This is a genomic window from Caulobacter sp. LARHSG274, assembly GCF_052871235.1.
This window is the reverse complement of record NZ_JBIXJO010000001.1, coordinates 41124-65671: the sequence shown is the minus strand read 5'-3', so window position 1 is coordinate 65671 and position 24548 is coordinate 41124. Positions and strand designations below refer to the sequence as shown.

28 protein-coding genes are annotated in these 24548 nt (G+C 69.8%); 10 read left to right on the top strand and 18 right to left on the bottom strand.

Features of this window, described 5'->3' with window-relative positions:
- The first annotated feature begins 173 nt into the window (after positions 1 to 173).
- Positions 174 to 1853 carry a methyl-accepting chemotaxis protein gene (locus ACIPQB_RS00345; protein ID WP_446483202.1) on the top strand — a complete coding sequence of 560 codons (1680 nt, stop codon included), beginning with the start codon at positions 174 to 176 and terminating at the stop codon, positions 1851 to 1853.
- A gap of 349 nt (positions 1854 to 2202) precedes the next feature.
- Here the strand turns inward: ACIPQB_RS00345 and ACIPQB_RS00340 are convergent, their stop codons facing one another.
- Complete coding sequence (locus tag ACIPQB_RS00340) at positions 2203 to 2883, bottom strand: TorF family putative porin (RefSeq protein ID WP_446483201.1); 681 nt, start codon at positions 2881 to 2883, stop codon at positions 2203 to 2205.
- A gap of 133 nt (positions 2884 to 3016) precedes the next feature.
- Here ACIPQB_RS00340 and ACIPQB_RS00335 point away from each other — a divergent pair, with 133 nt between their 5' ends.
- Positions 3017 to 5083 carry an ATP-binding protein gene (locus ACIPQB_RS00335; RefSeq protein ID WP_446483200.1) on the top strand — a complete coding sequence of 689 codons (2067 nt, stop codon included), beginning with the start codon at positions 3017 to 3019 and terminating at the stop codon, positions 5081 to 5083.
- On the opposite strand, the gene ACIPQB_RS00330 is transcribed toward ACIPQB_RS00335, so the two are convergent.
- Positions 5080 to 5463 (bottom strand): response regulator, encoded by a 384-nt coding sequence (locus tag ACIPQB_RS00330; RefSeq protein WP_446483199.1) that lies wholly within the window; start codon positions 5461 to 5463, stop codon positions 5080 to 5082. The two genes, ACIPQB_RS00335 and ACIPQB_RS00330, sit on opposite strands and share 4 nt — an antisense overlap.
- A gap of 83 nt (positions 5464 to 5546) precedes the next feature.
- On the opposite strand from ACIPQB_RS00330, the gene ACIPQB_RS00325 reads away from it, so the two are divergent.
- The 6 genes from ACIPQB_RS00325 (at position 5547) to ACIPQB_RS00300 (ending at position 11761) form a co-directional block, all read left to right on the top strand.
- Positions 5547 to 6395, top strand: coding sequence for a UTRA domain-containing protein (locus ACIPQB_RS00325; RefSeq protein WP_446483198.1), 849 nt, complete (start codon positions 5547 to 5549; stop codon positions 6393 to 6395).
- Positions 6396 to 6752: 357 nt separating this feature from the next.
- A complete protein-coding gene (hutU, locus tag ACIPQB_RS00320; protein ID WP_446483197.1) occupies positions 6753 to 8432 on the top strand; it encodes a urocanate hydratase in 1680 nt (559 codons plus the stop codon).
- Positions 8327 to 9052, top strand: coding sequence for a HutD/Ves family protein (locus ACIPQB_RS00315; protein WP_446483196.1), 726 nt, complete (start codon positions 8327 to 8329; stop codon positions 9050 to 9052). Before hutU ends, ACIPQB_RS00315 begins: the two co-directional genes overlap by 106 nt.
- Positions 9049 to 9441 (top strand): transporter substrate-binding domain-containing protein, encoded by a 393-nt coding sequence (locus ACIPQB_RS00310; protein WP_446483195.1) that lies wholly within the window; start codon positions 9049 to 9051, stop codon positions 9439 to 9441. The genes ACIPQB_RS00315 and ACIPQB_RS00310 overlap by 4 nt, the downstream gene beginning before the upstream one ends.
- Before the next feature lie 284 nt (positions 9442 to 9725).
- Positions 9726 to 11255: a hypothetical protein gene (locus tag ACIPQB_RS00305; RefSeq protein WP_446483194.1), complete on the top strand. Its 1530-nt coding sequence runs from the start codon at positions 9726 to 9728 to the stop codon at positions 11253 to 11255.
- A 23-nt stretch (positions 11256 to 11278) separates the two neighbouring features.
- Positions 11279 to 11761, top strand: a complete 483-nt coding sequence (locus ACIPQB_RS00300; RefSeq protein WP_446483193.1) for a hypothetical protein — start codon at positions 11279 to 11281, stop codon at positions 11759 to 11761.
- 89 nt (positions 11762 to 11850) lie between these two features.
- Here the strand turns inward: ACIPQB_RS00300 and ACIPQB_RS00295 are convergent, their stop codons facing one another.
- The 7 genes from ACIPQB_RS00295 to ACIPQB_RS00265 form a co-directional block, all read right to left on the bottom strand.
- Positions 11851 to 12669, bottom strand: coding sequence for a DUF1521 domain-containing protein (locus ACIPQB_RS00295; RefSeq protein WP_446483192.1), 819 nt, complete (start codon positions 12667 to 12669; stop codon positions 11851 to 11853).
- 120 nt (positions 12670 to 12789) lie between these two features.
- A complete protein-coding gene (sctT, locus tag ACIPQB_RS00290; protein WP_446483191.1) occupies positions 12790 to 13599 on the bottom strand; it encodes a type III secretion system export apparatus subunit SctT in 810 nt (269 codons plus the stop codon).
- Complete coding sequence (gene sctS, locus ACIPQB_RS00285) at positions 13599 to 13871, bottom strand: type III secretion system export apparatus subunit SctS (protein ID WP_446483190.1); 273 nt, start codon at positions 13869 to 13871, stop codon at positions 13599 to 13601. Before sctS ends, sctT begins: the two co-directional genes overlap by 1 nt.
- A gap of 9 nt (positions 13872 to 13880) precedes the next feature.
- Entirely contained in the window at positions 13881 to 14543 is a 663-nt protein-coding gene (sctR, locus tag ACIPQB_RS00280) for a type III secretion system export apparatus subunit SctR (protein ID WP_446483189.1), read from the bottom strand.
- 6 nt (positions 14544 to 14549) lie between these two features.
- Positions 14550 to 15545, bottom strand: coding sequence for a FliM/FliN family flagellar motor switch protein (locus ACIPQB_RS00275; RefSeq protein ID WP_446483188.1), 996 nt, complete (start codon positions 15543 to 15545; stop codon positions 14550 to 14552).
- Positions 15542 to 16198 (bottom strand): response regulator transcription factor, encoded by a 657-nt coding sequence (locus ACIPQB_RS00270; protein WP_446483187.1) that lies wholly within the window; start codon positions 16196 to 16198, stop codon positions 15542 to 15544. Before ACIPQB_RS00270 ends, ACIPQB_RS00275 begins: the two co-directional genes overlap by 4 nt.
- On the bottom strand, positions 16195 to 17265 hold the full coding sequence (locus ACIPQB_RS00265; RefSeq protein WP_446483186.1) for a sensor histidine kinase: 1071 nt from the start codon (positions 17263 to 17265) through the stop codon (positions 16195 to 16197). Before ACIPQB_RS00265 ends, ACIPQB_RS00270 begins: the two co-directional genes overlap by 4 nt.
- 92 nt (positions 17266 to 17357) lie before the next feature.
- Here ACIPQB_RS00265 and ACIPQB_RS00260 point away from each other — a divergent pair, with 92 nt between their 5' ends.
- On the top strand, positions 17358 to 17591 hold the full coding sequence (locus ACIPQB_RS00260; RefSeq protein ID WP_446483185.1) for a hypothetical protein: 234 nt from the start codon (positions 17358 to 17360) through the stop codon (positions 17589 to 17591).
- Positions 17592 to 17609: 18 nt separating this feature from the next.
- Positions 17610 to 18269: a hypothetical protein gene (locus tag ACIPQB_RS00255; RefSeq protein ID WP_446483184.1), complete on the top strand. Its 660-nt coding sequence runs from the start codon at positions 17610 to 17612 to the stop codon at positions 18267 to 18269.
- Positions 18270 to 18283: 14 nt separating this feature from the next.
- Here ACIPQB_RS00255 and ACIPQB_RS00250 read toward each other — a convergent pair whose 3' ends face one another.
- From ACIPQB_RS00250 to ACIPQB_RS00210, 9 genes are read right to left on the bottom strand one after another with little or no spacing between them, the layout of a single operon-like run.
- Positions 18284 to 18943: a hypothetical protein gene (locus ACIPQB_RS00250; RefSeq protein ID WP_446483183.1), complete on the bottom strand. Its 660-nt coding sequence runs from the start codon at positions 18941 to 18943 to the stop codon at positions 18284 to 18286.
- Positions 18940 to 19437: a hypothetical protein gene (locus tag ACIPQB_RS00245; RefSeq protein ID WP_446483182.1), complete on the bottom strand. Its 498-nt coding sequence runs from the start codon at positions 19435 to 19437 to the stop codon at positions 18940 to 18942. The genes ACIPQB_RS00250 and ACIPQB_RS00245 overlap by 4 nt, the downstream gene beginning before the upstream one ends.
- Complete coding sequence (locus ACIPQB_RS00240) at positions 19434 to 20753, bottom strand: FliI/YscN family ATPase (protein WP_446483181.1); 1320 nt, start codon at positions 20751 to 20753, stop codon at positions 19434 to 19436. The genes ACIPQB_RS00245 and ACIPQB_RS00240 overlap by 4 nt, the downstream gene beginning before the upstream one ends.
- Entirely contained in the window at positions 20750 to 21346 is a 597-nt protein-coding gene (locus tag ACIPQB_RS00235) for a FliH/SctL family protein (RefSeq protein ID WP_446483180.1), read from the bottom strand. The genes ACIPQB_RS00240 and ACIPQB_RS00235 overlap by 4 nt, the downstream gene beginning before the upstream one ends.
- Positions 21343 to 21903, bottom strand: a complete 561-nt coding sequence (locus ACIPQB_RS00230; RefSeq protein ID WP_446483179.1) for a hypothetical protein — start codon at positions 21901 to 21903, stop codon at positions 21343 to 21345. Before ACIPQB_RS00230 ends, ACIPQB_RS00235 begins: the two co-directional genes overlap by 4 nt.
- Positions 21900 to 22640 (bottom strand): type III secretion system inner membrane ring lipoprotein SctJ, encoded by a 741-nt coding sequence (gene sctJ, locus ACIPQB_RS00225; protein ID WP_446483178.1) that lies wholly within the window; start codon positions 22638 to 22640, stop codon positions 21900 to 21902. The genes ACIPQB_RS00230 and sctJ overlap by 4 nt, the downstream gene beginning before the upstream one ends.
- 10 nt (positions 22641 to 22650) lie before the next feature.
- On the bottom strand, positions 22651 to 23046 hold the full coding sequence (locus ACIPQB_RS00220) for a hypothetical protein (RefSeq protein WP_446483177.1): 396 nt from the start codon (positions 23044 to 23046) through the stop codon (positions 22651 to 22653).
- Between the two features lie 24 nt (positions 23047 to 23070).
- Complete coding sequence (locus ACIPQB_RS00215) at positions 23071 to 23376, bottom strand: hypothetical protein (RefSeq protein WP_446483176.1); 306 nt, start codon at positions 23374 to 23376, stop codon at positions 23071 to 23073.
- A gap of 29 nt (positions 23377 to 23405) precedes the next feature.
- On the bottom strand, positions 23406 to 24548 hold the full coding sequence (locus tag ACIPQB_RS00210) for a SctD/MshK family protein (protein WP_446483175.1): 1143 nt from the start codon (positions 24546 to 24548) through the stop codon (positions 23406 to 23408).

Here is a 24548-nt window from a genome sequence, read left to right as displayed (position 1 = left end):
GGAAGCGGTTCCTGCGTGACGATGACGCACTTCCAGCGCCAAAGAACAAAGTTTTTCAAAATTTAACTATGCATGAGCCAACACTTGAACCGCGCCGTGTTTGCTTTTGGGCGAACAGGCAAAGGTTGCATTTTCGGTTCTGCTTACACAACCATCCATATACTGAGGCTTACATGGCGGGATTTCAGTTCAATCGCGGGGCGAGTGCGGCGGACACCTTGACGGCTCTGGGCCGTTCACTTGCGATCATCGAGTTTGATCCTAGTGGAAAGATCCTCACCGCCAATGATAACTTTTGCGCAGCGCTCGGATATGCCCTGAGCGAGATCAAGGGCCGGCACCACAGTCTGTTCGTCGATCCTGCCTATGCCGCGTCGCCGGACTATCGCGCGTTCTGGGCCAAGCTCGGGCGAGGGGAGTTCGACGCCCAGGAATATCTGCGCGTCGGCAAGGGCGGGGCCGAGGTCTGGATCCAGGCCTCGTATAATCCGGTCCGCAACGCCCGCGGCGTCGTGACCAGGGTGGTGAAGGTCGCCACGGTGATCACCGCCGAGAAACGCCGGAATGCGGAGTTCGAAGGCAAACTCAACGCCATTTCGCGCGTGCAGGCGATCATCGAGTTCTCGCCCGAGGGCGAGGTTCTGACCGCCAACCCGAACTTCCTCGATACGCTCGGCTACGGTCTCGCTGAGATCCAGGGTCAGCACCATCGGATGTTCGTCGACCCGGCCTATGCCCGATCGGCGGATTATCAGGTCTTCTGGCAAAAGTTGAACGCCGGCGAGTTCGTCTCGGCGGAGTTCAAGCGCCTGGGCAAGAACGGCAAGGAGGTCTGGATCCAGGCTTCTTACAACCCGATTTTCGATCACAAAGGCCGGGTCACCAAGGTCGTCAAGTTCGCCACCGACGTCACCGGCCGCGTCAAGGCCGTCGACGAGATCGCCGCCGGCCTGGATCACCTGGCCCACAACGACCTGACCTACCGCATCGGCCGGCCCGTCGACGCGGCCTATGAGAAGGTGCGTAACGACTTCAACGCCGCGGCCGGCACGCTCGAGAGCACGATGTCGGCGATCTCGGCCTCGACGGGCAGCGTTGGCGGCGGTGCTCAGGAAATCGCCAAGGCGTCGAGCGACCTTTCGCGGCGCACCGAACAGCAGGCCGCGAGCCTGGAAGAGACCGCCGCAGCCCTGGATGAGATCACCGCGACCGTCAAGCGTAGCGCCGAGGGCGCCAAGCAGGCCTTCGGCGCGGCGTCCCAGGCGCGCGCCGACGCCCAGCGATCGGGCGAGATCGTCCGCGAAGCGGTGTCGGCCATGGACGCCATCGAAGGCTCGTCCCGCCAGATCACCCAGATCATCGGCGTCATCGACGAGATCGCCTTCCAGACCAACCTTCTGGCCTTGAATGCGGGCGTGGAAGCGGCCCGCGCCGGCGACGCCGGCAGGGGATTCGCCGTCGTCGCCCAGGAAGTCCGGGCCCTGGCCCAGCGCTCGGCCGAGGCGGCCAAGGAAATCAAAACCCTGATCGCCACGTCGAGCGCCCATGTCGAGCGTGGGGTGAAGCTGGTGGGCGACACCGGCGAAGCCCTGGGCGGCATCGCCGCCAAGGTCGCCGAGATCGACGGCCTGATTTCCGGGATCGCCGCGTCGTCCCATGAACAGGCGACTGGACTGGCTGAGGTCAACATCGCCGTCAATCAGATGGACCAGGTGACCCAGCAGAACGCGGCGATGGTCGAGGAGGCGACCGCCGCCGCCGGCAACCTGAGCAACGAGTCGCGCGAGCTTTCGCGCCTGGTGGGTCAGTTCCGAACCGGCGCGCAAAGATCGTCGGCGCAGCGAGCCGCCTAGCCAATATTGGACAGGCCTACGGCTGCACGGCTTCGGCGTGAGGCAAAGCTAGGTCAGGGCGCCATGCCTTCGCATATTCAGCCTGGGCCGCGGTGGGAACTTGCGGCCCAGGCGGGCGCGCCTACAGGACGCCAATAGGATCGCCAGGGCCATAAAGCCGACGGCGTCAGGCGAAAGGCTAGGGTCGCGACGAACGCGAGAGGCTCCGCCTAGAGCATCGCGCGGAAAAGTGGCCGCCGGTTTTCCGCAAAAGCGATGCGAAAACAAAAATCTAGAGCAAGCCGGGCGATTCCAACATCGCGCGGCTTGCTCTAGGCAGCTGATTTTCAGGCAGACCGCCGAAGCTGTCTTAGAAACGGGCCGCCAGCGACAGCACCAGGCCGCCGCCGCCTTGATCGCTGTCGACATAGGCCGCCGAGGCCTGCAGATGACCCCACGTCCGGCTCGCCGAGAGCGACCAATCCGTCTTTTGATCGGCGAAGGCGCCGTCCTCTCGTCCGATCCGGGCCGACAGGGCCATGGGCAGGGCGGCTCCATTGTAATCGAGACCCGTCCACAGATACCAATTGTCCCGATCCAGCGCGTGCTGTTCGGGCGCGTAGGCGAACCCGACCGAGCCGGTCCAGGCGCCAAGGGTCTTGGAGGCCTGCGCCGGTAGCTCGACATAGTTGACGCCCACGCCGCCGGGATAGGTGTAGGCCGAGGCGGCGACGTCGAAATCCAGACCGGCGGCGGCGAACGCCCAGCCGGCCGTGTAGTCCAGCTCGACCGTCGCGCCCTTGCCGCTGGCGTCCTGGCCGTACTCGTCGATCGTCGAGGCGAAGACCGAGACATAGGCGCCGCTCTTGTGACTCACCGTCAAATCCGCTTGCAGGGCGGGCCTGCGGTCGGACAGCGACAGGCCGCGGAACCGATAGTCGGACACCGCCACGAGGCCGCCCTCCGCCGTGACGGACGCGGCGTGCGCCAGGTCGGTGCTCACGGTCGCAAACAGAACGGTCGCGATTGCGGCAATTAGCTTAAGCGTCATGCAGAAGGTCCCCCGGCCGGACCTTAGGGGGCGCTCCTTAAAGTAACGTTTGGGACGGTCGCGAAGGTCGGTCGATCTTGAGGTCTTATGACCTTGTTAGACACTCCGTGCTCGATTGGCGTCGGGGGATAGAATGGGACCAGGTTCAGTCCATAATCGCACGCAACTGAGAAGAATCGTCGCCGCGGGTTTCCTGGCGGCGCTTGTCGTGGTCACCGGCGTCGCGACTCTGGCGGCCTATGCGGTGCGTGCTATTGACGCAGCCCATCAGGAGACCGAGACCGGCCTGGTGACGCGCCGTGTTGAACGCACCCTGGAGCTCATGCGCGATAATGTGGTCTCGGCGAGCGTCTGGAATGACGCTTGCGTCGCCATGGCCAATAAGGACTGGGCCTGGGCCCAGATCAATTTCGGCGACTACTACGCCGACTACATGAAGCACGACGTCACGCTGGCCTATGGCGCCGATGGCGCCCTGGCCTATGCATCGCGCAGCAGCGAGCGGGCGTCGCTGGAGAGCGAGCGTGCGTTCGCCGAGGCGGTCGCGCCCTTGGTCGCGGACGTCCGCGCGCGCGGCGCGGCGGCCAAGGCGGCGCACGGCCGGCCGCCGATCGGCTTGGAGGCGGTCGTGACCCGCCAAGCGGTCGTCGAGGCCGGCGGCGTGCTCTACGCCGTCTCGGCCGCCACCATCGTTCCCGAGGATGTCGCCCATGCCACGCCAGGACCTTTCGATCCCGTCGTGGTCTCGGGCCGAAAGGTCGCCGGCGTGGTGGGCGAGCTTGGGCGTGACCTGCTGATCTCCGATGCGCGCCTGGCCCCGGCGCGAGGCGGGGCAGGGACGCGCGTCGTACTGAACGGACCCGATGGCCGGCCGCTGGCGGCGATCACCTGGTCGCCCGCCAAGCCTGGCCTGACCGTCCTTGCCCACGCCGCGCCCCTGTTGTTGCTGGTCGGGGCCGTGCTGATAGCGTTGTGCGTGTTCGGCTATTGGCGAATCCTCAGCCTGCTCGGACAGCTCGACCGCAATGAGGCGGCGCGCGACGCGGCGCTCGCCAGGGCCGAGGAAGCCGCCGCCGCCAAGGCCCGGTTCCTGGCCAATATGAGCCATGAACTGCGCACGCCGCTAAACGGGGTCATCGCCGTCGGCGAGGTGCTGCGCGACCGCCAGGCGACCGACCAGAGCCGGGAAATGGCCGGGTTGATCGTGTCCTCGGCCCGGGTGCTGGAGCGCCTGGTCAACGACGTGCTCGACACCGCCAAGATCGAGGCTGGCCATATGCGCCTGGAAGCCGAGCCTTTCGCCTTGCGCGACCTGGTCCGCGACGTCGCCGAACTGCACGCCGCGGCGGCCGCGGCCAGGGACATCGCCTTGAGCTGGCGGATCAGTCCCGCGGCGGCCGCCGTCTATCTCGGCGACCAGACGCGCCTGACCCAGGTGCTGTCGAACCTGCTGAGCAATGCGGTGAAGTTCACCGCGCGGGGGCAGGTGCGCCTCACTGCGCGGCCGACGAAGCGCGGCCTGCGGTTCGTTGTTTGCGACACCGGCGCGGGGTTCGACGAGCAGGACGCGCAGCGGCTGTTTCGCCCCTTCGAACAGGCCGACGCCTCCACGACCCGCCGCCACGGCGGGACCGGCCTTGGCCTGGCGATCTGCCAGTCGCTGGTCGAGCTGATGGGCGGACGAATCTCGGTGCGGTCCAGGATTGGCCGGGGCTCCGCCTTCGCGGTCTTCGTGCCGCTGACGCCCTCGGGCGACCTCTGTTCGGGCGATGCCGCCAAGCCGGCCGGCCAGGTCAGCAATCTCGAACAGGCGCCTCGAATCCTGCTCGCCGAGGACCACCCCACCAACCAGAAAGTGGTGGCGATGATCCTGGAGCCGATCGGCGCGGACTTGACGATCGTCGACAATGGCCAGGCGGCGGTCGAGGCCGCGCGGGCGGGGGCCTTTGACCTGATCCTGATGGACATCCAGATGCCGGTCATGGACGGCTTGGAAGCGACGGCCCAGATCCGACGGGCCGAACGGCAGAGCGGCGTGCGGACGCCGATCATCTGCCTGACCGCCAACACCAGCCAGGCCGAAGCCCAGGCCTGTCTGGCCGCCGGCGGCGACCTTCATGTCGCCAAGCCCTACCGGGCCGAGATCCTGCTGCAGGCGGTCTTCCAGTCGCTCGTTGGCGCGCAGGACGAAGCCGTCTAGACGGCCGCAGTCCTGCCGTCGAGCAGTTCGGCCACCGCCGTGGCGACGTGCGTTTCGTCATAGGGCTTGGCGAAGGTTGATCGCACATCGCAGAGCTTGGAGGCCAGCTCCAGCGCCAGGGCGTGACCCGAGGCGACCAGCACCGGGAGCTCGGGCCGGTGCTCGCGAAGCCAGCGAACAACCCCAAAGCCGTCGATGTCGCCCGGCATCTGCATGTCGGTGAAGACGACGTCGACGGCGGCGCCGCTGGCCAGGAGGTCGATGGCCTCCTGCCCGGTCTCGGCTTCCAGAACCTCATAGCCGCAATCGCGCAGGTGGTCGCCGACCGCGAACCGCGTGAAGACATCGTCCTCGACGACTAGGATCAACCCGCCCTGCACCTGATCATTCCTTCGCGGAAGCCCTCGTCGTCGCATCCCTAGCGGCTGATTGGCCGTCGGGTTCCGACGGTGGAGATTGAGGCGTGTGGGATGTGCTTTTGCGGTCATGTGGCGGTTTCGACGTTCAGCTATGGACGGCGGCGCCAGAGGCGGCTTTACAGTTTCACGATTTTTACGGGAGACGTTGGCGATTGGGAGACGCGGCGAACAAGGACGAGAAGGTCAGCCTGCACCAACGCATCCGCTCCGAGATCGAGCAGCGCATCTTTTCCAACCAATGGCCGCCCGGATATCGGATCCCGATCGAGCAGGAGCTGATGAAGCAGTTCGGCTGCTCGCGCATGACCGTCAACAAGGCGCTGTCCAGCCTGGTCGAGGCGGGTTTCCTCGATCGAAGGCGAAAGGCCGGGACGTTCGTCGTCTATCCGTCGGGCCACTATGCGTCGCTGCACATCCCCGACATCCGCAAGGCCGTCCTCGAAGCCGGCTTTCCGTACCGCTACCAGGCGGTCAACATCGAGCGGCGAACGGCCGACGCCGATGATCGCCAGCTGCTCCAGTGTCGCGAAAACTGCGAAATCCTCAAGGTGCAATCGCTGCACTATGCGGCGCTGCGGTGCTTTGCGTTCGAACGTCGCCGGATCAACCTTGCCGTCGCGCCCGAGGCGGCGGGCATCGATTTCACCCAGCTACCGCCGAGCATCTGGCTGCTGACCCATGTGCCCTGGAGCAACGCCGAACATGAGATCGACGCCGTTGGTCTCGCTCCCGACGTCGCCGCGGCGATGGCGCTGCCGGAAGGCTCGCCCGGTTTGAGGCTGGGGCGGAGAACCTGGGGCGCGGCCGGCACGATCACCCAGGCCGAACAATATTTTCCGGCCGGCGCCCTGACGCTCCACGCCTCCTTCCTGATGAAGAGCAGCGGCGCCTAGAGCGGACGCGCCGGCTGTCCGGGATGGCCGATGCAATTCGTTCGGCGCGCACCAGCGCAGGCGGCAGATTTTTGCCCGGTCCGTAGGCGGCAGAGCCGCATTCAAGACCAGAATGGCGGCGGCCTCGCCGATCGTTTTCGCCTGTCACGTTTTTAGGTATATACATTAAACGCGGGCGCTGCGATGGTGTGGAACACGCTTGGGGCGACACGTGATGCGACACGGTCAGGAAGGATGTGCAGATCGTCGATCGGCGATCCAGACGCGTCGCGCGACCCTTTTCGATCCCCATCCCTTCGGCCCTGCGCGAGGATCTCGCGCGTCTTCCGGCCGCCATCTCAGTCCTCGGAGCCGTTCGTGAGCCAGCCGCCCCATCACCGCCTCGACAACACCCGCGTCATCCGCCCCGCCACCGGGACCGAACTCTCGGCAAAGTCCTGGCTGACCGAGGCGCCGCTGCGGATGCTGATGAACAATCTGCACCCCGACGTCGCCGAGCGGCCCGAAGAGCTGGTGGTCTATGGCGGCATCGGCCGGGCGGCCCGCGACTGGGAAAGCTACGACAGGATCGTCGAGACCCTGCGGCGGCTGGAGGACGACGAGACCCTGCTGGTCCAGTCGGGCAAGCCCGTCGGGGTATTCAGGACCCATGCCGACGCGCCGCGGGTGCTGATCGCCAATTCCAACCTCGTGCCGCGCTGGGCGACCTGGGAGCACTTCAACGAGCTCGACCGCAAGGGCCTGGCCATGTACGGCCAGATGACCGCCGGCTCGTGGATCTATATCGGCGCCCAGGGCATCGTCCAGGGCACCTACGAGACCTTCGTCGAGATGGGCCGCCAGCACCATGGCGGCGACCTGTCGGGCAAGTGGCTGCTGACCGCCGGCCTGGGCGGCATGGGCGGGGCCCAACCGCTGGCGGCGGTGATGGCCGGGGCCTCGTGCCTGGCGATCGAGTGCCAGCCCAGCCGCATCGAAATGCGGCTGCGCACCGGCTATCTGGACAAGGCGACCGAAAGCCTCGACGAGGCCCTGGCCTGGATCGAACAGGCCAAGGCCGAGGGGCGGCCGGTCTCGGTCGGCCTGCTCGGCAACGCCGCGCAACTGCTGCCGGCCATGTTCGCGGCGGGGATCCGCCCCGACCTGCTGACCGACCAGACCAGCGCCCATGACCCGATCAACGGCTACCTGCCGGCCGGCTGGACCCTGGACCAGTGGGCGAGCGCCAGGGAGCGCGATCCCGAAAGCGTCAACCGCGCCGCCCGCGCCTCGATGGCGGTGCATGTGCAGGCCATGCTCGACTTCCAGGCCGCTGGCGTGCCCACCGTCGACTACGGCAACAATATCCGCCAGATGGCGCTGGAGGAGGGCGTCAAGAACGCCTTCGACTTTCCCGGCTTCGTGCCGGCCTATATCCGACCGCTGTTCTGCCGGGGCATCGGGCCGTTCCGCTGGGCGGCGCTGTCGGGCGATCCGGAGGACATCAAGAGGACCGACGCCAAGGTCAAGGAACTGATCCCCGACAATCCGCATCTGCACCACTGGCTGGACATGGCCGCCGAGAAGATCAAGTTCCAAGGTCTTCCGGCCCGCATCTGCTGGGTGGGGCTGGGCGACCGTCACCGGCTGGGCCTGGCGTTCAATGAGATGGTCGCCAGCGGCGAGCTGAAGGCCCCGGTGGTGATCGGCCGCGACCACCTCGACAGCGGCTCGGTCGCCTCGCCCAACCGCGAGACCGAGGGCATGCTGGACGGCTCGGACGCGGTGTCGGACTGGCCGTTGCTCAACGCCCTGCTCAACACCGCCTCGGGCGCCACCTGGGTGTCGCTGCACCATGGCGGCGGGGTCGGCATGGGTTTTTCGCAGCACGCCGGCATGGTCATCGTCTGCGACGGCACCGAGGCGGCGGCCAAGCGGATCGAGCGGGTGCTGTGGAACGACCCGGCGACCGGCGTCATGCGCCACGCCGACGCCGGCTACGACATCGCACTCGATTGCGCCCGCGAGCAGGGACTGGATCTGCCGGGGATATTGTGAGGACGTTCGCGCTCCTCCGGCGTGTCGATCGCCCTTCATCGCCCTGGAAAAATGGCGGCGGGATCACCTGGACCGTCGCGATGGATCCGCAGGATGGGTCGATAGGGGATTTTTCGTGGCGGCTTAGCCTCGCCCAGGTCGGCGTTGCTGGGCCGTTCTCATACTTCCCTGACGTCGATCGGATTCTCACGGTCGTCGAAGGCCGCCTGCTGTTGCAGATCGACGGGGCGGAGCGGCGATTGGGCGCCGCGGACAGTTGCATGGCCTTCGCCGGCGAAGATCCCGTCTGCGGCGCGCCTGAGGGCGACGTCGCGCTCGACCTGAACCTCATGCTCCGCCGCGGACGCTGCTCGGGCGCCATCCGGCGCCTGCCAACCTTGGGAACGCCCTGCACTGGTCCGGACGTCTCTCCGGCCATGACGACGATCGTGATGGTGTTTACCGGGCCAGGGTCCGTCGAGGACGACGAAGGCGGGGTCGAGGTCGGATATCTGGACGCCATTCGGATGGCCGCACCGGATTTCGGGATCTTGCGGATTGCCAGTCCATGGCCGGCCTACAGGGTCGAGATCAACCATCGAGCGGGCGTCGCGGTCGGGCCAGAAGGGGAGCGGTCTTGAACGGCGCCAAAATCGCCGTGATCGGACTGGCGCTGCTCGTCCTCTCGGCCTGTCAGGGCGCGCCGCCGCCGCGCGCGGCCAACGAGATCATCGTCGGAACCGAAGGCGCCTATCCGCCGTGGAACCTGACCCGGCCGGACGGGACGCTGGACGGGTTCGAGCCCGAACTGCTGAAGGCGCTCTGCGGGCGCGCGGGTTTGCGCTGTCGCCTGGTCGCCCAGGACTGGAGCGGGATGATCGCCGCGCTCGACGCCAAGAAGATCGACATGATCGCCGATTCCGTCGTCGTCACGCCCGCCCGCACCCAGGTGGTGAGGTTCACCGACCGCCTCGGTGTTCGTCACCGCCCACCCGAATGGCGGCGAGCGGAACTCCGGACGGGGCGCTGAGCGGGGAGGGGGCGACGCTCGACTACGACCGCCCTTCGTCGTCATTCGCGGCCGGCATCGCCGATCTTAGGCAACGGTTGCGCGGCAAGACGACCGGCGTCCAAGCGTCGGGCGTCTAGAGTATCTCAACCACGAACTTGCCGGGGTGGCGACGATCCGGATCTATCGGACGGCGGGCGCGCGTGTGGGATCCGGACTAGGGATTTCCCTAGCTGGTGCGCGGGGCGTTCACCGAAGAGATTGCCGGGGCCGCCGAGGCTGGCGGTCCGTCCGGGAGTTTCGCTATGCTCGACGCCGCATCCTCAGGCCAGGTCCGCCAAGCGCCGCCGCCACCGCCGCCGCCCGCCCGAGACGCCGTGGACACCGTCCACGACAAGATGAAGAGCGGCTTCTTCAACCCGATCACCAATGGCGACGTGAAGGACGCCGTCGGCGCCCTGTCGTCGCTGGACGCCACCAACACCCGCGCCGCGATCAGCGAACTGGCTCAGGATGGCGGGCTGGACAAGCTGGCGTCGGAGATCAACGACGGCAAGTCGTTCGGCCTGGGCGGCCTGTCGGCCGATGAAAAGCGCAGCTTCTTCACCGAAATGGCGCGCGACCTCGGCGGCGCCGAGCTGAAGCAGCTGTCGGACGCCTTCGCCAAGGCCGGCGGCGACTATCATGGCAAGGCCGACGTCGAGGCGCTGGGCCAGGCGATCGCCACCCACGCCACGGCCGACGCCAAGCTTGACTATATCCGGGCCCAGGCCGGCTCGACGCTGGACCATAAGGCGGACACCACCAGCCCCTTCACCCTGGGAGGCTCGATCGAGGTCACCAGCCACGGCGACGCCGAGGCCGCCGCGGTGGGGCAGGTCCTGGCCAGCCTGAACGGCAATCCGGCCGTCGCCCAGCAGGCCTTCGACGCCCTCAATCCGGACCAGCTGCGCGGCGTGCTCGACGCCTCGATCCATCGCGAGGAGATGGACACCACCATGGCCTCGATGGGCGGGATAGCGCACAGCAACAGCACCAGCCTGGACACCTCGACCTACAAGGGCATCCTCGAGGCCGGCGCCCAGTCGACCAACGCCGACTTCAAGGCGCGGCTGTTCGCCGAGGGCTCGGCGGTGCTCAAGGATGTTCCGCAGCAGAACCTGCTGCTGGGCGTCAGCGTCATGGATCGCGACGCGGCGACCAGGACCATGGGCGAGGGCCTGACCGCGGTGCTCGGCAGCGACGTCTCCGGCGTCATGCGCGAGCTGTCGCTCAACACCGAGACCCGCGACGGCACGGCCTTCGCCACCTACGCCAAGCAGATGCTGAACGACAAGCAGACCGAGCCCCTGGCCGACATGATGCAGCAGCTGCAGGTGGGCGGGAGCAAGAACGAGAATCCGATCAACCATTTCGAGGCCACCACCCAGGTGACCTTGCCCGACGGGAAGAAGGTCGACCGCTACGAGAACGCCACGGCCCTGGGCCACTATGTCGGCGGCGTGCAGGCGGCCGCGGCCTCGATCACGACCGACCGCAAGGAGCAGGCCGAACTAATGACCGCCGTGCTGAAGAGCGGCCTGACGATCGTCGATAAGGCGGGCTGGGGCGGCAAGGGCGTCGGGGCGGCCGCGGCGGTGGCCAAGGAGTGGGTCAGCCTCGGCACCAACGCTGCGCTCAAGGCGATCCAGGACGATCCTTCGGCCGCCGGCAAGGCGCTGGACCGGCTCGCCATACCATCCGATCCCAAGACCGGCGAAGAGGCGGTGGGCAGCAATTCCAAGAGCGCCTACAACACCGCCCTGGACGTCGTCGTGCGGCAGGCCAAGCCCTGACGCCGGCGTCCGCCGCGAGGCCGATGGTGCGATCGATCGTTCCCCCCGCCGCCGTCCTGCTGGCGGCGGCCCTTGGGCTGGCGGCGTGCGGCCGTCCGCCGGCGGCGGTGCGCACCCCGCCGCCGCCGCCGGGCTTCGTCGACGTCCGGACCCTGCCGCTGGGCCAGACCCGGGCCAACGACTATGACAAGGTTCTGGAGACCGGCCTGGCCGAGCAGGACGCGGCCTGGAGCGCGCCCGATGCCCGCACCACGACCTATCGCGCCCCCGCCAGCCTGGGACGCGCGGCGATCACCGCCTATTATGACAAGGCCGCCGCCGAACGGGGCTGGGCTCCTGATCCCACCCTGAGACCTTCCGCACGCTCGCCTTTGGCGGGACAGTACTGGTCTTTCGGCTATCGCGCCGACGACCGCCGCTTCATGGTCGCCGGCGTCGAGCCGGGGCCGGCGCTCGCCGTCCCAGCGGCCGGCCTGCCGGTCGTGGTGCGCAGCAACGCCGACTGACGCGTGATCCTGGTGCAGGGCCTCTGAACGCAAAAACCCCGAACCTGGCGATCGCCGGGTTCGGGGTCGTTCGGGCTTGGGGACCCTGTTCAGAACGCCGCCACGTTCAGCGGGTGCGGGGTTCCGAGGCGCTCGCCGATCCGTGCGGAGGCGTCGGCGCCGACGCCGGCCCCGAGCCCTGCGCCGAGGAGCCATCCGGTCAGCATCAGCCCCAGGGCGCTGCTGAAGGTTTGCAACGCCTCGCGCAGGCCCTCGGCGCCGGGCTTGGTCAGGTTGAAGTCGGCCTGGCCGACCGCGCCGCCGGTGATCGAGCTGGTCCAGCCGGTGCTGGCCCCGTCGTTCTCCCGGATCACCAGGCCGTCGTCATGGGCCGCGTTGAGCGCATAGCCACTGCCGCCCAGCGAGACGGTGAGATCGCCTTTGGTCTGCTCGCTGACGCCGTCGATGACCAGGGCCTGGTCGCCGCGGGTGACCACCACCTGTTCGGCGTAGGTGGCGTTGTTCCAGGTCGACTTCTCGGTGTTGATGGTGATCTTGGTGCCGTTCTCGAGCACGAAGGTGGTCGTGCCCCAGAAGTCGCCGACCTGCTTGCCGTTGTACTGCACGTGGGGGTCGCCCCAGATCCGGGTGGCGTTGCCGTCGGCGTCGCGAATGACGATCTCGGAACTGGCCTCGTTGATCGACAGCGTGTTGCCGTCGCCCAGGTCGATCTCGGCCTTGCCGTTCTCGGGCATGGCGGCGGTGAATTTCGGCTGGCTGGGCGCGGCCTGGAAGGCGCCGCCGGCCATCAGGCCGAGCGTGAACTGCATGGCGCCGAAGGCGCTCAGTCCCTGGCCCATCTGGGCGCCGATCCCGGTCAGCAAGCTGGTGTTCACGGCGGTCGTCAAAGCCGCGTTGATGCTGGTCATCCTTCAACCCCTGTTGGTTCGAGACGGCCGCATCCTGCGGCCTCGACCAACAGTTGGCGCCAGGCTCGACAGTCCCGCTAGCTGGGGCTTACCCCATCAGGGTAAACCCTAACGCGACCTCTACGGCGCCTGGCCGGACATCGCGCGCAGCACCTGCAGAATGGTGGAGGGGCGTGCGCCGATCTCGTTCAGCAGCAGCTGGACCAGTCCGGTCAGCATCGCCAGCACCACCGCCGTGGCGATCCACGACTTGATGGCCAGGCCCAGGGAAAACACATTCAGCTGCGGGGCGTAGCGGTTGACCAGGCCCAGGCCGCCGTCGACCAGATAGAGAATGGCCAGGGCCGGGGTGGCCAGCATCACCGCCAGCACCATCAGCCGCGAGAACTCGCCCTCGAACAGCGACAGGCTCCGCAGGGACAGCACCGGCGTCAGGCTGCCGATCGGCCAGACCGCGTAGCTGTCCAGGATCGTGCCGACCAGCAACAGCAGCCCGCCGGAGAACATGAAGACGAAATTGGCCAGCCGCGCCAGGAACTCGCCGTTCAGCGAGGTCTGGTGGCCGCTCAGGGGATCGACGATCTGGGCCATGGTCGCCCCGACCTTGGCGTCGATGATCTGGCCCGCCGCTTCGAACGCCCACAGCATGGTGCCGAAGAAGAAGCCGATCACCACCCCGATCAGCGCCTCCTTGCCGAAGATCAGGATCCACTGGATCGTCGGCAGGTCGCTGTGGGCGATCTGCGGCTGCAGGGTGATGACGATGATCCCGAAGGCCAGGAAGATCGAGTTGCGCACCAGGGCCGGCACGGTCTCGGGCGACAGCAGCGGTAGCAGCATGAAGGCCGCGGCGATCCGCGTCGCCCCGACCGCCAGCACCAGGGTGTTGGCGAAGATCGCGCTCAGCCAGTCCGGCGCCCCCTCGGGCATCAGCGGCGGACCATGGCCGGGAATTCGGTGAACACCCGGTCGCCGAACCGGTAGAGCGTGCCGCCCAGCAGGCTGGCGGTCAGGAAGATGGTCAGGACGATGGCGAAGAACTTGGCCGCGTACTGCAGGGTCTGTTCCTGAAGCTGGGTGGCCGATTGGATCACGGCCACCGCCACCCCGACCACCGAGGCGGCGACGATGGGTGGGGCCGACAGCATCAGCACGATCCACAGCGCCTGGTTCACCAGCTCGATGGCTTGGGTGTTCATCATCGCAAGACCTCAGGTGTAGGACAGGACCAGGCCGTGGGCGAGCTTCACCCAGCCGTCGATCAGCACGAAGAGCAGCAGCTTGAAGGGCAGGGACACCGTCGTCGGCGACAGCATCATCATGCCCATGGCCAGCAGGATGTTCGACACCACCAGGTCGATGATCAGGAACGGCAGGAAGATCAGGAAGCCGATCTGGAAGGCGGCGGCCAGTTCCGACACGGTGAAGGCCGGCACGACCACGATGAAGTCCCGCTGGGTCATGACCTGGGCCTTCTGCGGGCCGTTGATGCGCTGGGCGGTCTTCAGGAAGAAGGCGCGCTCGCGCGGCGTCGAATGCTTCATCAGGAAGGCGCGCAGCGGCTCCTTGGCCTTGTCGGCGTAGGTGAACAGCGCCTGGGTGTCGCTGCTGACCGCGGCGGCCGGTTTGACGCCCTGGTTGGCGGCGGCCATCTCCTGGCCGACCGGATACATCACATAGAGGGTCAGGATCAGGGCCAGGCCGTTGAGCACGATGTTGGGCGGCACCTGCTGCAGGCCCAGGGCGTTGCGCAGCAGGCTCAGGGTGACGACGATCTTGGTGAAGGAGGTGACCATCACCGCCACGAACGGCGCCAGGGCCAGCAGGATGACGGTGATCAGCGCCGAGCCGGGCGTGAACTGCGACAGGTCCATGCGCGGTCAGGCTCCCGTCGCCAGCTGTTCGATCAGCAGGCCGTAGGCCTCGCCCACGGCCACCAGCCGGCCGGTGGCGATGGGCTGCTCGCCGGCCAGCAACAGGGCGGCCGTATCCTGGACCGTCCGGCCGAGCACGACGGTGGAGCCGGGCCGCAGTCCGGCCAGTTCCGACAGGGGCAGGGCGACCTCGCCCAGCATCACCCGCAGCGGCACGGGCGTGTCGATCGTGACGCCATCGGAAGCCGGCGCCTCCCCGGCCAGGACGGCGGCGTCGGCAGGCGGCTCGTTCATGGCGCGCTCCTCGATATGGATGACGGTGAAGCGGTGGTCGGCGGGGTCGTAGCGTCCGGTCAGGCGGCGGCCGGGCAGGACCAGGCGCGCGCCGCCGGGCCGGTTCGGCCCTGCCGGCGTGAGCACGATGTCGCCAGGGCGCAGGGCGGCCACGCGGGTGGCGGCCACCGCGGCGGCCTCCAGCACCAGCCGGCCCAGGACCGGAGCGGCCTGGTGCGGCCCGTCGGCGGCCAGGTCGACCGCCGGTGTCGGCCAGGAGCGGGCGAGGGCGGTGTCCACATGGAAGATTAGGCGGGACGCCGTCGCGCCGTCCTCCGCCGTCAGGTCGAAGGCGACGCTCAGGCCGTCGGCGGGCGGTTGGCTGGAGACGCCGGTCGGTTCGAGCGCCAGGCCGGTCGCCGCCTCGATCGCCGCCAGCAGGGGCTCGAAGCGGTCGAGCGCGACCAGCAGGGCGGCGTCGTCCTCGGGCGCGAACCTCGCTCCGTCCACCTCGACGATCAGCAGGCGCGGCGCGTCCCGATCGGAGCCGAACAGGATCCACGATCCGGCGGCGGGTTCGGCCAGGCTCGCGGCGATCCGCAGGCCGGGAACCTCAAGCGCCGCCATCACCGCCAGGGCGTGATTGCGGGTCGCGACCTCGGCCGGGTCGAACCGCTCAAGGTTCGGTGGCGACGGCGCGGCGGGGGGAGGGCTGAGGACGTCGGTCATGCGTCGCCGTCCGTCGTACCGGTGATGGCCATGCGCACCAGCTCGGTCAGGCTGGCGGCCTCCATCTTGGCCATGATCCGCGACCGATGCAGCTCGACGGTCTTGGGACTGATGCCCAGCTCGTAGGCGATGATCTTGTTGACCCGGCCGGCGACGACCAGCGCCATGACCTCGCGCTCGCGCCCGGTCAGGGCGGCCAGCCGGCGGGCATAGAGCGCCTGGCCCGGGGTCACGGCGGGCCGGACGCGGGCGAAGGCCTGGCCCAGGGCCTCTTCCAGCGCCGCCTCCTGGAAGGGTTTTTCGAGGAAGGTGACGGCGCCCTTGCGCATGGCCTCGACCGCCAGGGGCACGTCGCCGTGGCCGGTCATGAAGATCACCGGCAGGTCGCAGCCGCGCGCCTTGACCGCGTCCAGCAGGTCCAGGCCCGACATGGTCGGCATGCGGACGTCGAACAGCAGGCAGGCGCCGGCCGGCGGGTCGCCGGCGTCGAGGAAGGCCTGCGGGTCGTCATAGGCGGTGACGGTGTAGCCCAGGCTTTCCAGCCACCAAGCCGCCGTCTCGCGAAACTCGCCATGGTCGTCGACGAGGCAGACGGCGCCCAGGCTTCGTCCTGACGTTGGGCCCGAGGACGCGGCGGGCTGTGCGAGAGTCATGCTCTATCCTCCTGGCGCGCCGTCGGCAGCGCGATGTGGAACACGCTTCCCCCCTCCGCCGGGCGGGTGTGCCAGAGGCGCCCGCGGTGCAGTTCGACGATCGACCGGCAGATCCCCAGGCCTACGCCCATGCCGCCCGGCTTGGTGGAGAAGAAGGCCGAGAACATCCGGCCGGCCGCGGCTTCGGAAACGCCGGGCCCGGTGTCGGCGACGGTCAGCTCGACCATCCGCGCCGAATCCTCCATCCGCCGGCCGCCGATGGTCAGGCGGCGGGGCTGGGGCGCGCCGCGCAGGGCGTCCAGGCCGTTGCGCGCCAGGTTGACCAGCACCTGCTGGACCATCACCGCGTCGCCGAGCACCGACGGCAGGTCGTCGTCGAACACGGCCTGGGCGCGGACGCCGTCGCGGGCGATCTCCCAGTCCAGCAGGTCGAGGGTCGCGCGGGCCAGCCGGGGCAAGTCGAGGGTTTCGACCTGCGGCTGGCGCTGGTCGACGAACGAGCGCATGCGCTGGATGACGCCCGAGGCGTAGAGCGCCTGGTCGGCGGCCTTGTCCAGGGCCTCGACGCCGTCCTCGGGCGTCAGGGCGCCCCGGGACAGCCGCGCCTTCAGGCCGCGGACGATATTGGCGATCGAGCCGATCGGCTGGTTCAGCTCGTGGGCGATCGTCGTCGCCATTTCGCCGACCGACATGATCCGGGAAGTCAGCAGCAGGCGCTCGCGGTCGGCCAGGCGGCGGGCCTCGGCCTCCTGGCGCTCGGCGGCGTCGGAGACCTTCAGATAGAGCCGTCCGTCGGCGGCGAGGCCCGGCCGGATTTCCAACGGGGCCTGGCCGGTCTCCAGGCTCAGCGGCGCGACCTCGCCCCGCCGGGCGGCGTCGAGGGCGGCGGCGAGGCCGGCGGGGGCCTGATCGCCCGGCGAAACCTCCGGCAGCAGGCGGGCGAAGGCGTCGGTGCGCCAGATCAGTCGCGGCGGCGTTCCCTCGAAGGCGCCGACCGCCAGGTCCAGCGCCGCGAAGGCCGCCTCGGCGGGGTCAAGTTCGGGCGCATGGAGGCGAAGCGCGGTCATGGCCGCTTCTCCGTCCCAGGCGCGGGCGCTAGGGAAAACCCGACTGGCGCCGGCGCCCCGCCGGTCGTATTCAGAGGATGAAGGAGACCGTCATGTCGACCATCCGCATCGACGCCAACGCTGTCTCGGGCGTCTGGGCCCGGGGCCTGGACAGCGCCCCCCGCGCCGACGCCGCCGGGCGGGGCGAGGCCTTCGGCGATTTCTCGGCCTTTTCCCGCCAGGACGGGGCGCTCAGCCTCGCAACCGGCGTCCACCGCGACCTGGACGGCACGGCCCGGGCGGTCTGCGATCGCCTGACGGACTTCGGCGACAACGGCTTCGGCTGAGACGGGCGTCCCGCGGTCGTGGCCGAACGCACGCTGAAGGCCGAGCCCGACTGGTTCGGCGCGGCTCAGGCCCTGGTCGAGGGCCTGCAGGCCCAGGTCACCCTCGATGGCCGGGTCGACGTGCTCGAACGCGTCTGCCTGGACCTGGGGCAGGCGCTCTATCCCGGCTTCGCCAAGTTGCTGGCCGCGGTCGACCATTTCGGCGACCGCGAGGTCAAGGTGCTGGTCGCCGACGCCCTGGCCCAGGCCCTGATGACCGCCCGGCTGCCCTCCACGCGCCTGCCGGCCTGGGGCGCGGGCGGCTTTGCGGGCCTTGGGCTCGACGGTCCCCTGCGCACCAACAGCCGCAATGTCGGGCCGCTGGAATTCCTCTGCGTCTGGCTGGCGCGCGACGTCGGCGATACGGCCCTGAGCAGCGAAGCGTTCGAAACCGCCGCCACCTATTTGATCGACCTGATCGCGGCCTCGCCCCGGGCGGCGGCGCTCTATGTCGACAAGCTGCGGGCCGATGTCGGCGATCCGACCGAAGGCCTGCACAACGCCCAGACCCGGCGCCTGGTCGAGACCCTGGCCGACCGGTGGGCGGCCGGCGATCCGCCCGCCGAGATCGCTCGCGCGGTGGCGCGGGCGGCCGAGGCCGACCGTAGCGCCACGCGCTGGGGCGCCCCGCGGCTCTGATCGCGCGACGGCCATCAGCGGACCTTCGGAATCAGGCGCTCGAAGTCGCCGTCGTCCGCCTCGACCTGCAGATCCGCGAGCGCCAGGCCTCGCACCTCCAGCCGCTTGCGCAGCGCCTCCAAGGCCTTGGTCACCTCCGGCGTCGCGTGGGGGTGCGCGGCCAGGGTGAGCGACAGCGAGCCGTCGGCCCCGCGCGCCAGGCCCAGTCCGGTCAGCGGCGAACCGCGGTCGGCAAGGCCCATGGCCAGGCCCCTGGTCTTGTCGCCGCCCGCAGCCAGCCAGGCCTTTTCCATGGCGGCGGCGAAGGCTTCGATTTCCGCGCCGCCGGCGCTGGCCGGAAGCTGAACGACGACGGGAGCGGTCGCGCCGTGGGCGGTCGCAGCGACGCCGACGCCCTCCGGCGTCGTCTCGGACGACGGGGCGTCGTTCGCGCCGGGGAGGTCGCGCGGCGGGCCGAGCAGGGCGGCGAGGTCGGCTCCGTCCTCGGTCTTGTCGTCGTCGTCATGCTCGGGCCGGGCGGGCTGGCGCGCCAGGGGCTCGCGATGTTCGGCGGCGGCGCGCTGCAGCGCGGCGGCGAATTCCGCGCCGCGCCAGGGCGTCGACGGTTCGGCGGTTGGGAGGTGTTGGGGCAGGTGGGCCCGTTCGGCGCTGGAAACATCGCGGGCGGCGGTCATGGGGCAACGCTCCTGGCGGGGACGGACCTGGGTCCGCCGGCGTCCTCGAGGTCCTGCTGCTGGCGTTCGTCGCGGGCGGCGAGCCAGGCCAGGCGGAGGCGATCCTTCTGGCCGCTCATCGCCTCGAACCGTCCCTGGGCGCGGACCAGGGCTTGCAAGGCGAGGTCTAGGTCTTCGCGAGCTTGCTGGACCGCCTCCCGATCGTCGTCGCGCGCCGCCAGGTCCTGATCGCGGCGGCTGATGACGGCGTCGCGCCGGGCCAGGGCGCCTTCGACCAGGGCGGCCGATCCTGTCAGCCCCTCGGCGAACCAGGCGTCGAGGCGGGCCAGGGCCGCGTCATGGGCGGCGATGGCGCGTTCGCGGGCCGCCAGGGCGTCTTCGGCGGCGGCCAGGACCTGTCGCGTGGCGACCACCTGCTGGCGCGCGACCTCCAGCCGCCGCTCGCGCAGGCGCACGACGGGCGTGAGGATGTCGATCTGGCGGCGCGGGTTCATGCGGCCGTCTCCGCCAGGGTCGCCAGGGCGTCGGCGCCAGCGATGCGCTCGTGGGGCGCCTGGCGCAGCAGCAGGTCGATCGCCGTCCGCTTGGCGATGGCGACGTCCGCGAGCGGATCGCCGCCGGCCTTGTACTCGCCGATCTGCAGCAGGAACTCGATATCGGCGTACTTGGCCATCCAACCGCGCACCCTGGCCGCCTGGGCCTGGTGTTCCGGGGAGGTCACGCGCGGGAATACCCGGCTGAGGCTGGCGGCGATGTCGACCGCCGGATAGTGGCCGGCCTGGCCGAGCTTGCGCGACAGGTAGATGTGGCCGTCGAGGATCGAGCGGACTTCCTCGCCGACCGGATCGCCGCCGTCCTCGTCCTCGACCAGCACGGTGTAGAAGGCGGTGATCGCGCCGCCATAGGCCGCGCCGGCTCGCTCGAACAGGCGCGGCAGCTCGGCGAACACCGACGGCGGAAAGCCCCGGCGCACCGCCGGCTCGCCGACCGACAGGCCGATCTCGCGCAGGGCGCGGGCGAAGCGGGTGACGCTGTCCATCTGCAGCATCACCTTCAGGCCCCGGGCCCGGAAGCCTTCCGCGATGGCGGTGGCGACATGGGCGGCGCGCACCCGCTCCATGGCCGGACGGTCCGAGGTCGAGACCACCACCACCGAGCGCGCCAGGCCCTCGGGTCCCAGGCAGTCGTCGAGGAACTCGCGCACCTCGCGGCCGCGCTCGCCGATCAGGGCGATGACATTGACGTCGGCCTGGGCATGGCGGGCGAACATGCCCAGCAGGGTCGACTTGCCGCCGCCGGCCATGGCGAACACGCCTACCCGCTGACCCTCGCCGGTGGTCAGCAAGGTGTCGATGCTGCGCACGCCGGTGGCGAACACGCGCTCGATCGGCGAGCGTTCCAGCGGATTGGGCGCCTCGCCATAGACCGCCTGCGGCCGCAGCGGACCGGCGATCGGACCCAGGCCGTCCAGAGGCTCGCCATGGGCGTCGAGTACCCGGCCCAGCAGGCCGTCGCCGACGCCGATCTCGCTGCGGCGCGGCCCGGCGAGCACCTCGGCGTCGATCGACAGGCCCTCCAGCCGGGTCAGCGGCGTCAGAATGGCGGCGCCGTCCTGGAAGCCGACCACCTGGGCCTTCAGGCGGCCGCCGCTGGCGCGGTCGACGATCTCGCACTCCTGGCCGATGCGGGCGTCCAGGCCGGTGGCCCGGATGGTGGTGCCGAACGCCTGCACCACACGTCCGCGCCTTTCGACGGTCCGAGCGTGGCGCAAGGCGTCGCGCAGGGCGGCGTTGGCGGTCGGGGCGGTCATGCGGCCGCCTCGTCGCGGGCGGCGAACACCGTTTCCAGCGCCCTGAGCTGGACCTCCAGCCCGGCGTGGGTGCGGCCCGAAGGGGTGTCGAGCACGCAGTCCTCGGCCGTCAGATCCGGATCGCCCTGCACCTCGATCCGCGCGCCGAGCGGCCACAGGCGGCGGCGGACGGCTCCGACGGCCTCGGGGACCACGCGGACGCCGATCGGCTCCTCAGGCAGCAGGTCGCGGGCGGCCTGCTCGGCCAGGGCGGCGAGGACCTCGTCGGCGGCGAGGCCGGCGGCGATGCGGCGGACGATGTCCAGCGCCAGGGCGGCGGCGGCGGCCCGCAGGCGGGCGCGTTCCCCCTGCAGGGCGGCATGGACCTCGGCCAGGGTCTGGGCGACCTCGCGCGCGGCCCTGGCGGTTCCCTCGGCATGCCCTTCCGCGAAGCCCTCGGCGACGGCGACTTCGCGCGCCGTCCGGCGATGGGCGTCGAGGCTGGCCACCACCTCGACCGCCGCGTCGAGGTGGGCGACGTCCTCGCGCCGGACGATCGGATCGTCGGTCAGCAGCACGGCGGACGGCGCAGCGGCGAGCAGCAGGTAGCTCATCGGGCGACCTCCGTCGCGCCGGCCTCGAGCGCCATCAGGCCGCCGCGCGCCGCGTGCAGGGCGATCCGGCCGATGTCGGGCGGCAGCGGCCAGGGCTCGACGTCCAGCAGCCGGGCCAGGCGGCCGGCGAGGGCCGGCCGATCGACGACGTCCGCCAGCAGCACCGCCGCCCCCAGGGCCCGCAGGCCCTCGTCGCTGGCCAGGGCGGCTTCGCAGGGCGCGTCGGGAATCAGGCCCGGCGGCGCCGAGAGCACCGCGTCGAGCGCTCCCTCGCCGACCTTTCCGGCCACACGAGCCAGGATCTTGCCGTCGATGGTCCGACGCAGGATGGGCGCGCAGGCGGTGGCGGCCGCCAGGAACAAGAAGGTTTCCTGGCGCTCGCGCGGCCAAGAGGCCCAGTCGGGCAGGGCGGCGACGTCGTCGAAGCTCAGAGGCGCCACCAGCGTGCGACCGCCAAGGCGACGCCACAGCCGGCGCGCCCGCGGGCCCAGCGGGGCGGCCGGCGCGTCGAGCAGCCGCGCCTTGGCGACGATCCCGGCTCGGGCGGCGGCGCTCATGCGGCCGGCCTTTCCGGCTCGACCGCCCGCAGGCGAGGCCGCGGCTTTTTCCGGGTCCGGCGGCTCAGCAGGTAGGCGCCCACCCCGCCGAGCGCCAGGACCACGGCGACCGCCGGCGCGGTCATCGATTTCACGGCCGACGGCGCGGCCTGGGTCATGACCGGCCGGGCCGGAAACATCACCACCGTCACCTTGTCATAGGGCAGGCCCTCGATGGAGTTGGTGACCAGCGCCTTGATCGAACCCACCTGGTCGGACAGGTCGACATCGGGATTGTGGCGGATGAACACCGAGGCCGAGGACGGCTTCTGGGTCTCGGCCAGGGGGTCGGCCTCGGGCACGGCGATGTGCACCCGGGCCTGGACCACGCCGTCGATCGACGAGATGGTCTGGCTGAGCTCCTGACTGAGGCCGTACATCAGCCGCGCCCGCTGCTCCATCGGCGAGGAGACGAAGCCTTCCTTCTTGAAGACGTCGCCCAGGCTCTCGAACTTGTCGCGCGGATAGCCCTGGTCGTGTAGCGTGGCGACGGCCGAGGCGAACTGGTCGGGACGGGTCTTCAGCGTCCAGACCTTGCCGTCCTTGCTGCTCTTGGCGGCGGTGACGCCGGCGTTCTGGAGCACGGCGACCATCTCGTTGGCCTCGCGCTCGCTGAGGTCGCCATAGAGCTCCTTCTCGGCGCAGGCCGACAGGAGCAGCGCGGTGGCGGCCAGGGTCGCCAGGAGGATCCTGCGCATGGCCCGCCCCCTAGGCCTGCTGCCGGAACAGCTGCTGCAGCCCGTCGGACGTGCGGTTGGCGATGTTCGAGGTCAGCTGGCAGTTGAACATGAACTCGTGGCACTGGACTGTCAGGCCGATCATCTCGCCGGGGGTGATCGCCGCGCCCTTGGCCTCGGCGGCCTTGGCGTGGGCGGCCAAGCTGGAGGCTTGGCCGTTGACGAACTCCAGCTGGTTGAAGACGCCCTTCATGGCCGGGGCCAGGGCTTCCGGACCGCCGACGCCGGCCGAGGCCGAGGCGCCGGCGGCGTGCAGCGCGTTCTGGAACTGCACCGCTTCGGTCAGGGAGGCGCCGTAGCCGACCTGGCTGACCTGGATTTCTGACGGGGCGGCCAGGGCGGCCGCCGAGACGGGGTCGAAGGACATGACGTCGCTTTCGGGTGAGGACCGCTAGTTCTTGCGGGCCATGGTTTCGAGGGCGCGGCCGACGCTGTCGACCGAGGTGGATTCGGAATTGGACATGAAGTTCAGGCGCAGGCTTTCGGCGGTCAGCATGGCCATCACCGAGGGCTTGTCCTCGCCGCCGGGGCCGATCTGGTCGGCCAGTTCGGTGATCTTCACGGCCTGGGCGTCGAGGGTCTGGCCCCAGGCGTGGGCCATGGCCTCGAACCAGGTGCCGGGACGGTTCTTGTTGTTCGAGCCCTGGAGGCTGGCGGCTAGGGACAGGTTGCCAAAGCCCTGGATTTCGTCGGCCATCGTCTTTCTCCTGCTTGGGGGTTTGAGGTTCAGAACATCAGCTTGGTGGTGGCGCCGTTCTTCTCGACCAGCACCGCCTGGCTCTCGACGCCGACGATGCGGTCGCCGGTCGGCAGCATAGAGCCGGCGAAGTAGCGGGCCCCGTCGGCGGTCGCGACATAGCCGGCCTCGCCGCCGACCACGGACACCACCTGCTTGCCGGGGCCCTGGTCGAAGACCTTGCCGAACCGGTCGCCGCCGCCCTCGGTCCGCTCGACTTCGAGGTCGCGCAGGCCCTTGACGTCGCTGAGCGCGACCTTCTCAATCTTGGCAACCTGTTCGGCCGGACCGGTCACCTGGACGCGGACCCGGGCCAAGCCGGCCGGCCGAGCCGTGGCGGCCAGGCCGTTGGCCATGAAGACGTCCTCGACGTTGCGGGCCAGGGACTCGCTGGTCTGGACCTCGATCCGGGCCGGCACGTTCCGGGTGTCGACGATCTGGCGCAGGCGGTCCTTGTCGGCCTCGCGGTTCAGCACCCCGGCGATCACCAGCTTGTCGCCCTCGGCGGACTTGACCGCCAGGGCGCCGTAGCCGGTCTCGCGCAGCAGCGCATGGATCTGGCCGGCGTTGGCGTGGTGGCGGTCCCAGATCGGCGCGTTGGCGGCGGCGTAGGTCACGCAGGCCAGGGCCGACCCGAACACCAGGCTGGGCAGCAGATGCGGCGTGCCGCGCGCCAGGGCGAGCCCGCGGTCGAACAGGCGGCGGGCGAGCGTCTGGCCGTAGTCGTGCTCGGCCTCGGCCGGGGGCGCGGCGGCGCTCGGCGGGGCGGTGGTCAGCAGGCGTTCGGCTTCGCTCCAGCGGGGGCTGCGCTCCAGTCCCAGCGCCACGGCGTTGTCGCCGACCAGCAGCGGCACATAGCAGGGCAGGATGGCCCGGGCCGGCGCGGTCAGGACGTGGCCCAGCATCTCGACCGCGCCTTCGAGGACCTCGATGTCGGCGGACTCCTCGCGGGCGGTCACGCGCAGGCGGACGCCCTTGGCGCTGGGATCGCGCAGCACGATGTCGGCGTCGAAGCCGTGACCGATCTCGAGGGCCTGATCGGCGGTCAGGGGCGCCGAGGCCCCGCGGACGCGGCCGGCCAGGACCTTGAGGACCAGGGTTTCCGAGGATGTTTCGAGGGCTGTGTCGAACAT

Coding starts and splice junctions, on each gene's coding strand:
- ACIPQB_RS00335 (WP_446483200.1), top strand. CDS start 3,017: ATGGGACCAGGTTCAGTCCATAATCGCACGCAACTGAGAAGAATCGTC.
- ACIPQB_RS00340 (WP_446483201.1), bottom strand. CDS start 2,883: ATGACGCTTAAGCTAATTGCCGCAATCGCGACCGTTCTGTTTGCGACC.
- sctS (WP_446483190.1), bottom strand. CDS start 13,871: ATGATGAACACCCAAGCCATCGAGCTGGTGAACCAGGCGCTGTGGATC.
- ACIPQB_RS00295 (WP_446483192.1), bottom strand. CDS start 12,669: ATGACCAGCATCAACGCGGCTTTGACGACCGCCGTGAACACCAGCTTG.
- ACIPQB_RS00265 (WP_446483186.1), bottom strand. CDS start 17,265: ATGACCGCGCTTCGCCTCCATGCGCCCGAACTTGACCCCGCCGAGGCG.
- ACIPQB_RS00210 (WP_446483175.1), bottom strand. CDS start 24,548: ATGTTCGACACAGCCCTCGAAACATCCTCGGAAACCCTGGTCCTCAAG.
- sctR (WP_446483189.1), bottom strand. CDS start 14,543: ATGGACCTGTCGCAGTTCACGCCCGGCTCGGCGCTGATCACCGTCATC.
- ACIPQB_RS00235 (WP_446483180.1), bottom strand. CDS start 21,346: ATGAGCTACCTGCTGCTCGCCGCTGCGCCGTCCGCCGTGCTGCTGACC.
- sctJ (WP_446483178.1), bottom strand. CDS start 22,640: ATGCGCAGGATCCTCCTGGCGACCCTGGCCGCCACCGCGCTGCTCCTG.
- ACIPQB_RS00250 (WP_446483183.1), bottom strand. CDS start 18,943: ATGACCGCCGCCCGCGATGTTTCCAGCGCCGAACGGGCCCACCTGCCC.
- ACIPQB_RS00260 (WP_446483185.1), top strand. CDS start 17,358: ATGTCGACCATCCGCATCGACGCCAACGCTGTCTCGGGCGTCTGGGCC.
- ACIPQB_RS00345 (WP_446483202.1), top strand. CDS start 174: ATGGCGGGATTTCAGTTCAATCGCGGGGCGAGTGCGGCGGACACCTTG.
- ACIPQB_RS00300 (WP_446483193.1), top strand. CDS start 11,279: ATGGTGCGATCGATCGTTCCCCCCGCCGCCGTCCTGCTGGCGGCGGCC.
- sctT (WP_446483191.1), bottom strand. CDS start 13,599: ATGCCCGAGGGGGCGCCGGACTGGCTGAGCGCGATCTTCGCCAACACC.
- ACIPQB_RS00275 (WP_446483188.1), bottom strand. CDS start 15,545: ATGACCGACGTCCTCAGCCCTCCCCCCGCCGCGCCGTCGCCACCGAAC.
- ACIPQB_RS00215 (WP_446483176.1), bottom strand. CDS start 23,376: ATGGCCGACGAAATCCAGGGCTTTGGCAACCTGTCCCTAGCCGCCAGC.
- ACIPQB_RS00230 (WP_446483179.1), bottom strand. CDS start 21,903: ATGAGCGCCGCCGCCCGAGCCGGGATCGTCGCCAAGGCGCGGCTGCTC.
- ACIPQB_RS00245 (WP_446483182.1), bottom strand. CDS start 19,437: ATGAACCCGCGCCGCCAGATCGACATCCTCACGCCCGTCGTGCGCCTG.
- ACIPQB_RS00220 (WP_446483177.1), bottom strand. CDS start 23,046: ATGTCCTTCGACCCCGTCTCGGCGGCCGCCCTGGCCGCCCCGTCAGAA.
- ACIPQB_RS00240 (WP_446483181.1), bottom strand. CDS start 20,753: ATGACCGCCCCGACCGCCAACGCCGCCCTGCGCGACGCCTTGCGCCAC.
- ACIPQB_RS00270 (WP_446483187.1), bottom strand. CDS start 16,198: ATGACTCTCGCACAGCCCGCCGCGTCCTCGGGCCCAACGTCAGGACGA.
- ACIPQB_RS00305 (WP_446483194.1), top strand. CDS start 9,726: ATGCTCGACGCCGCATCCTCAGGCCAGGTCCGCCAAGCGCCGCCGCCA.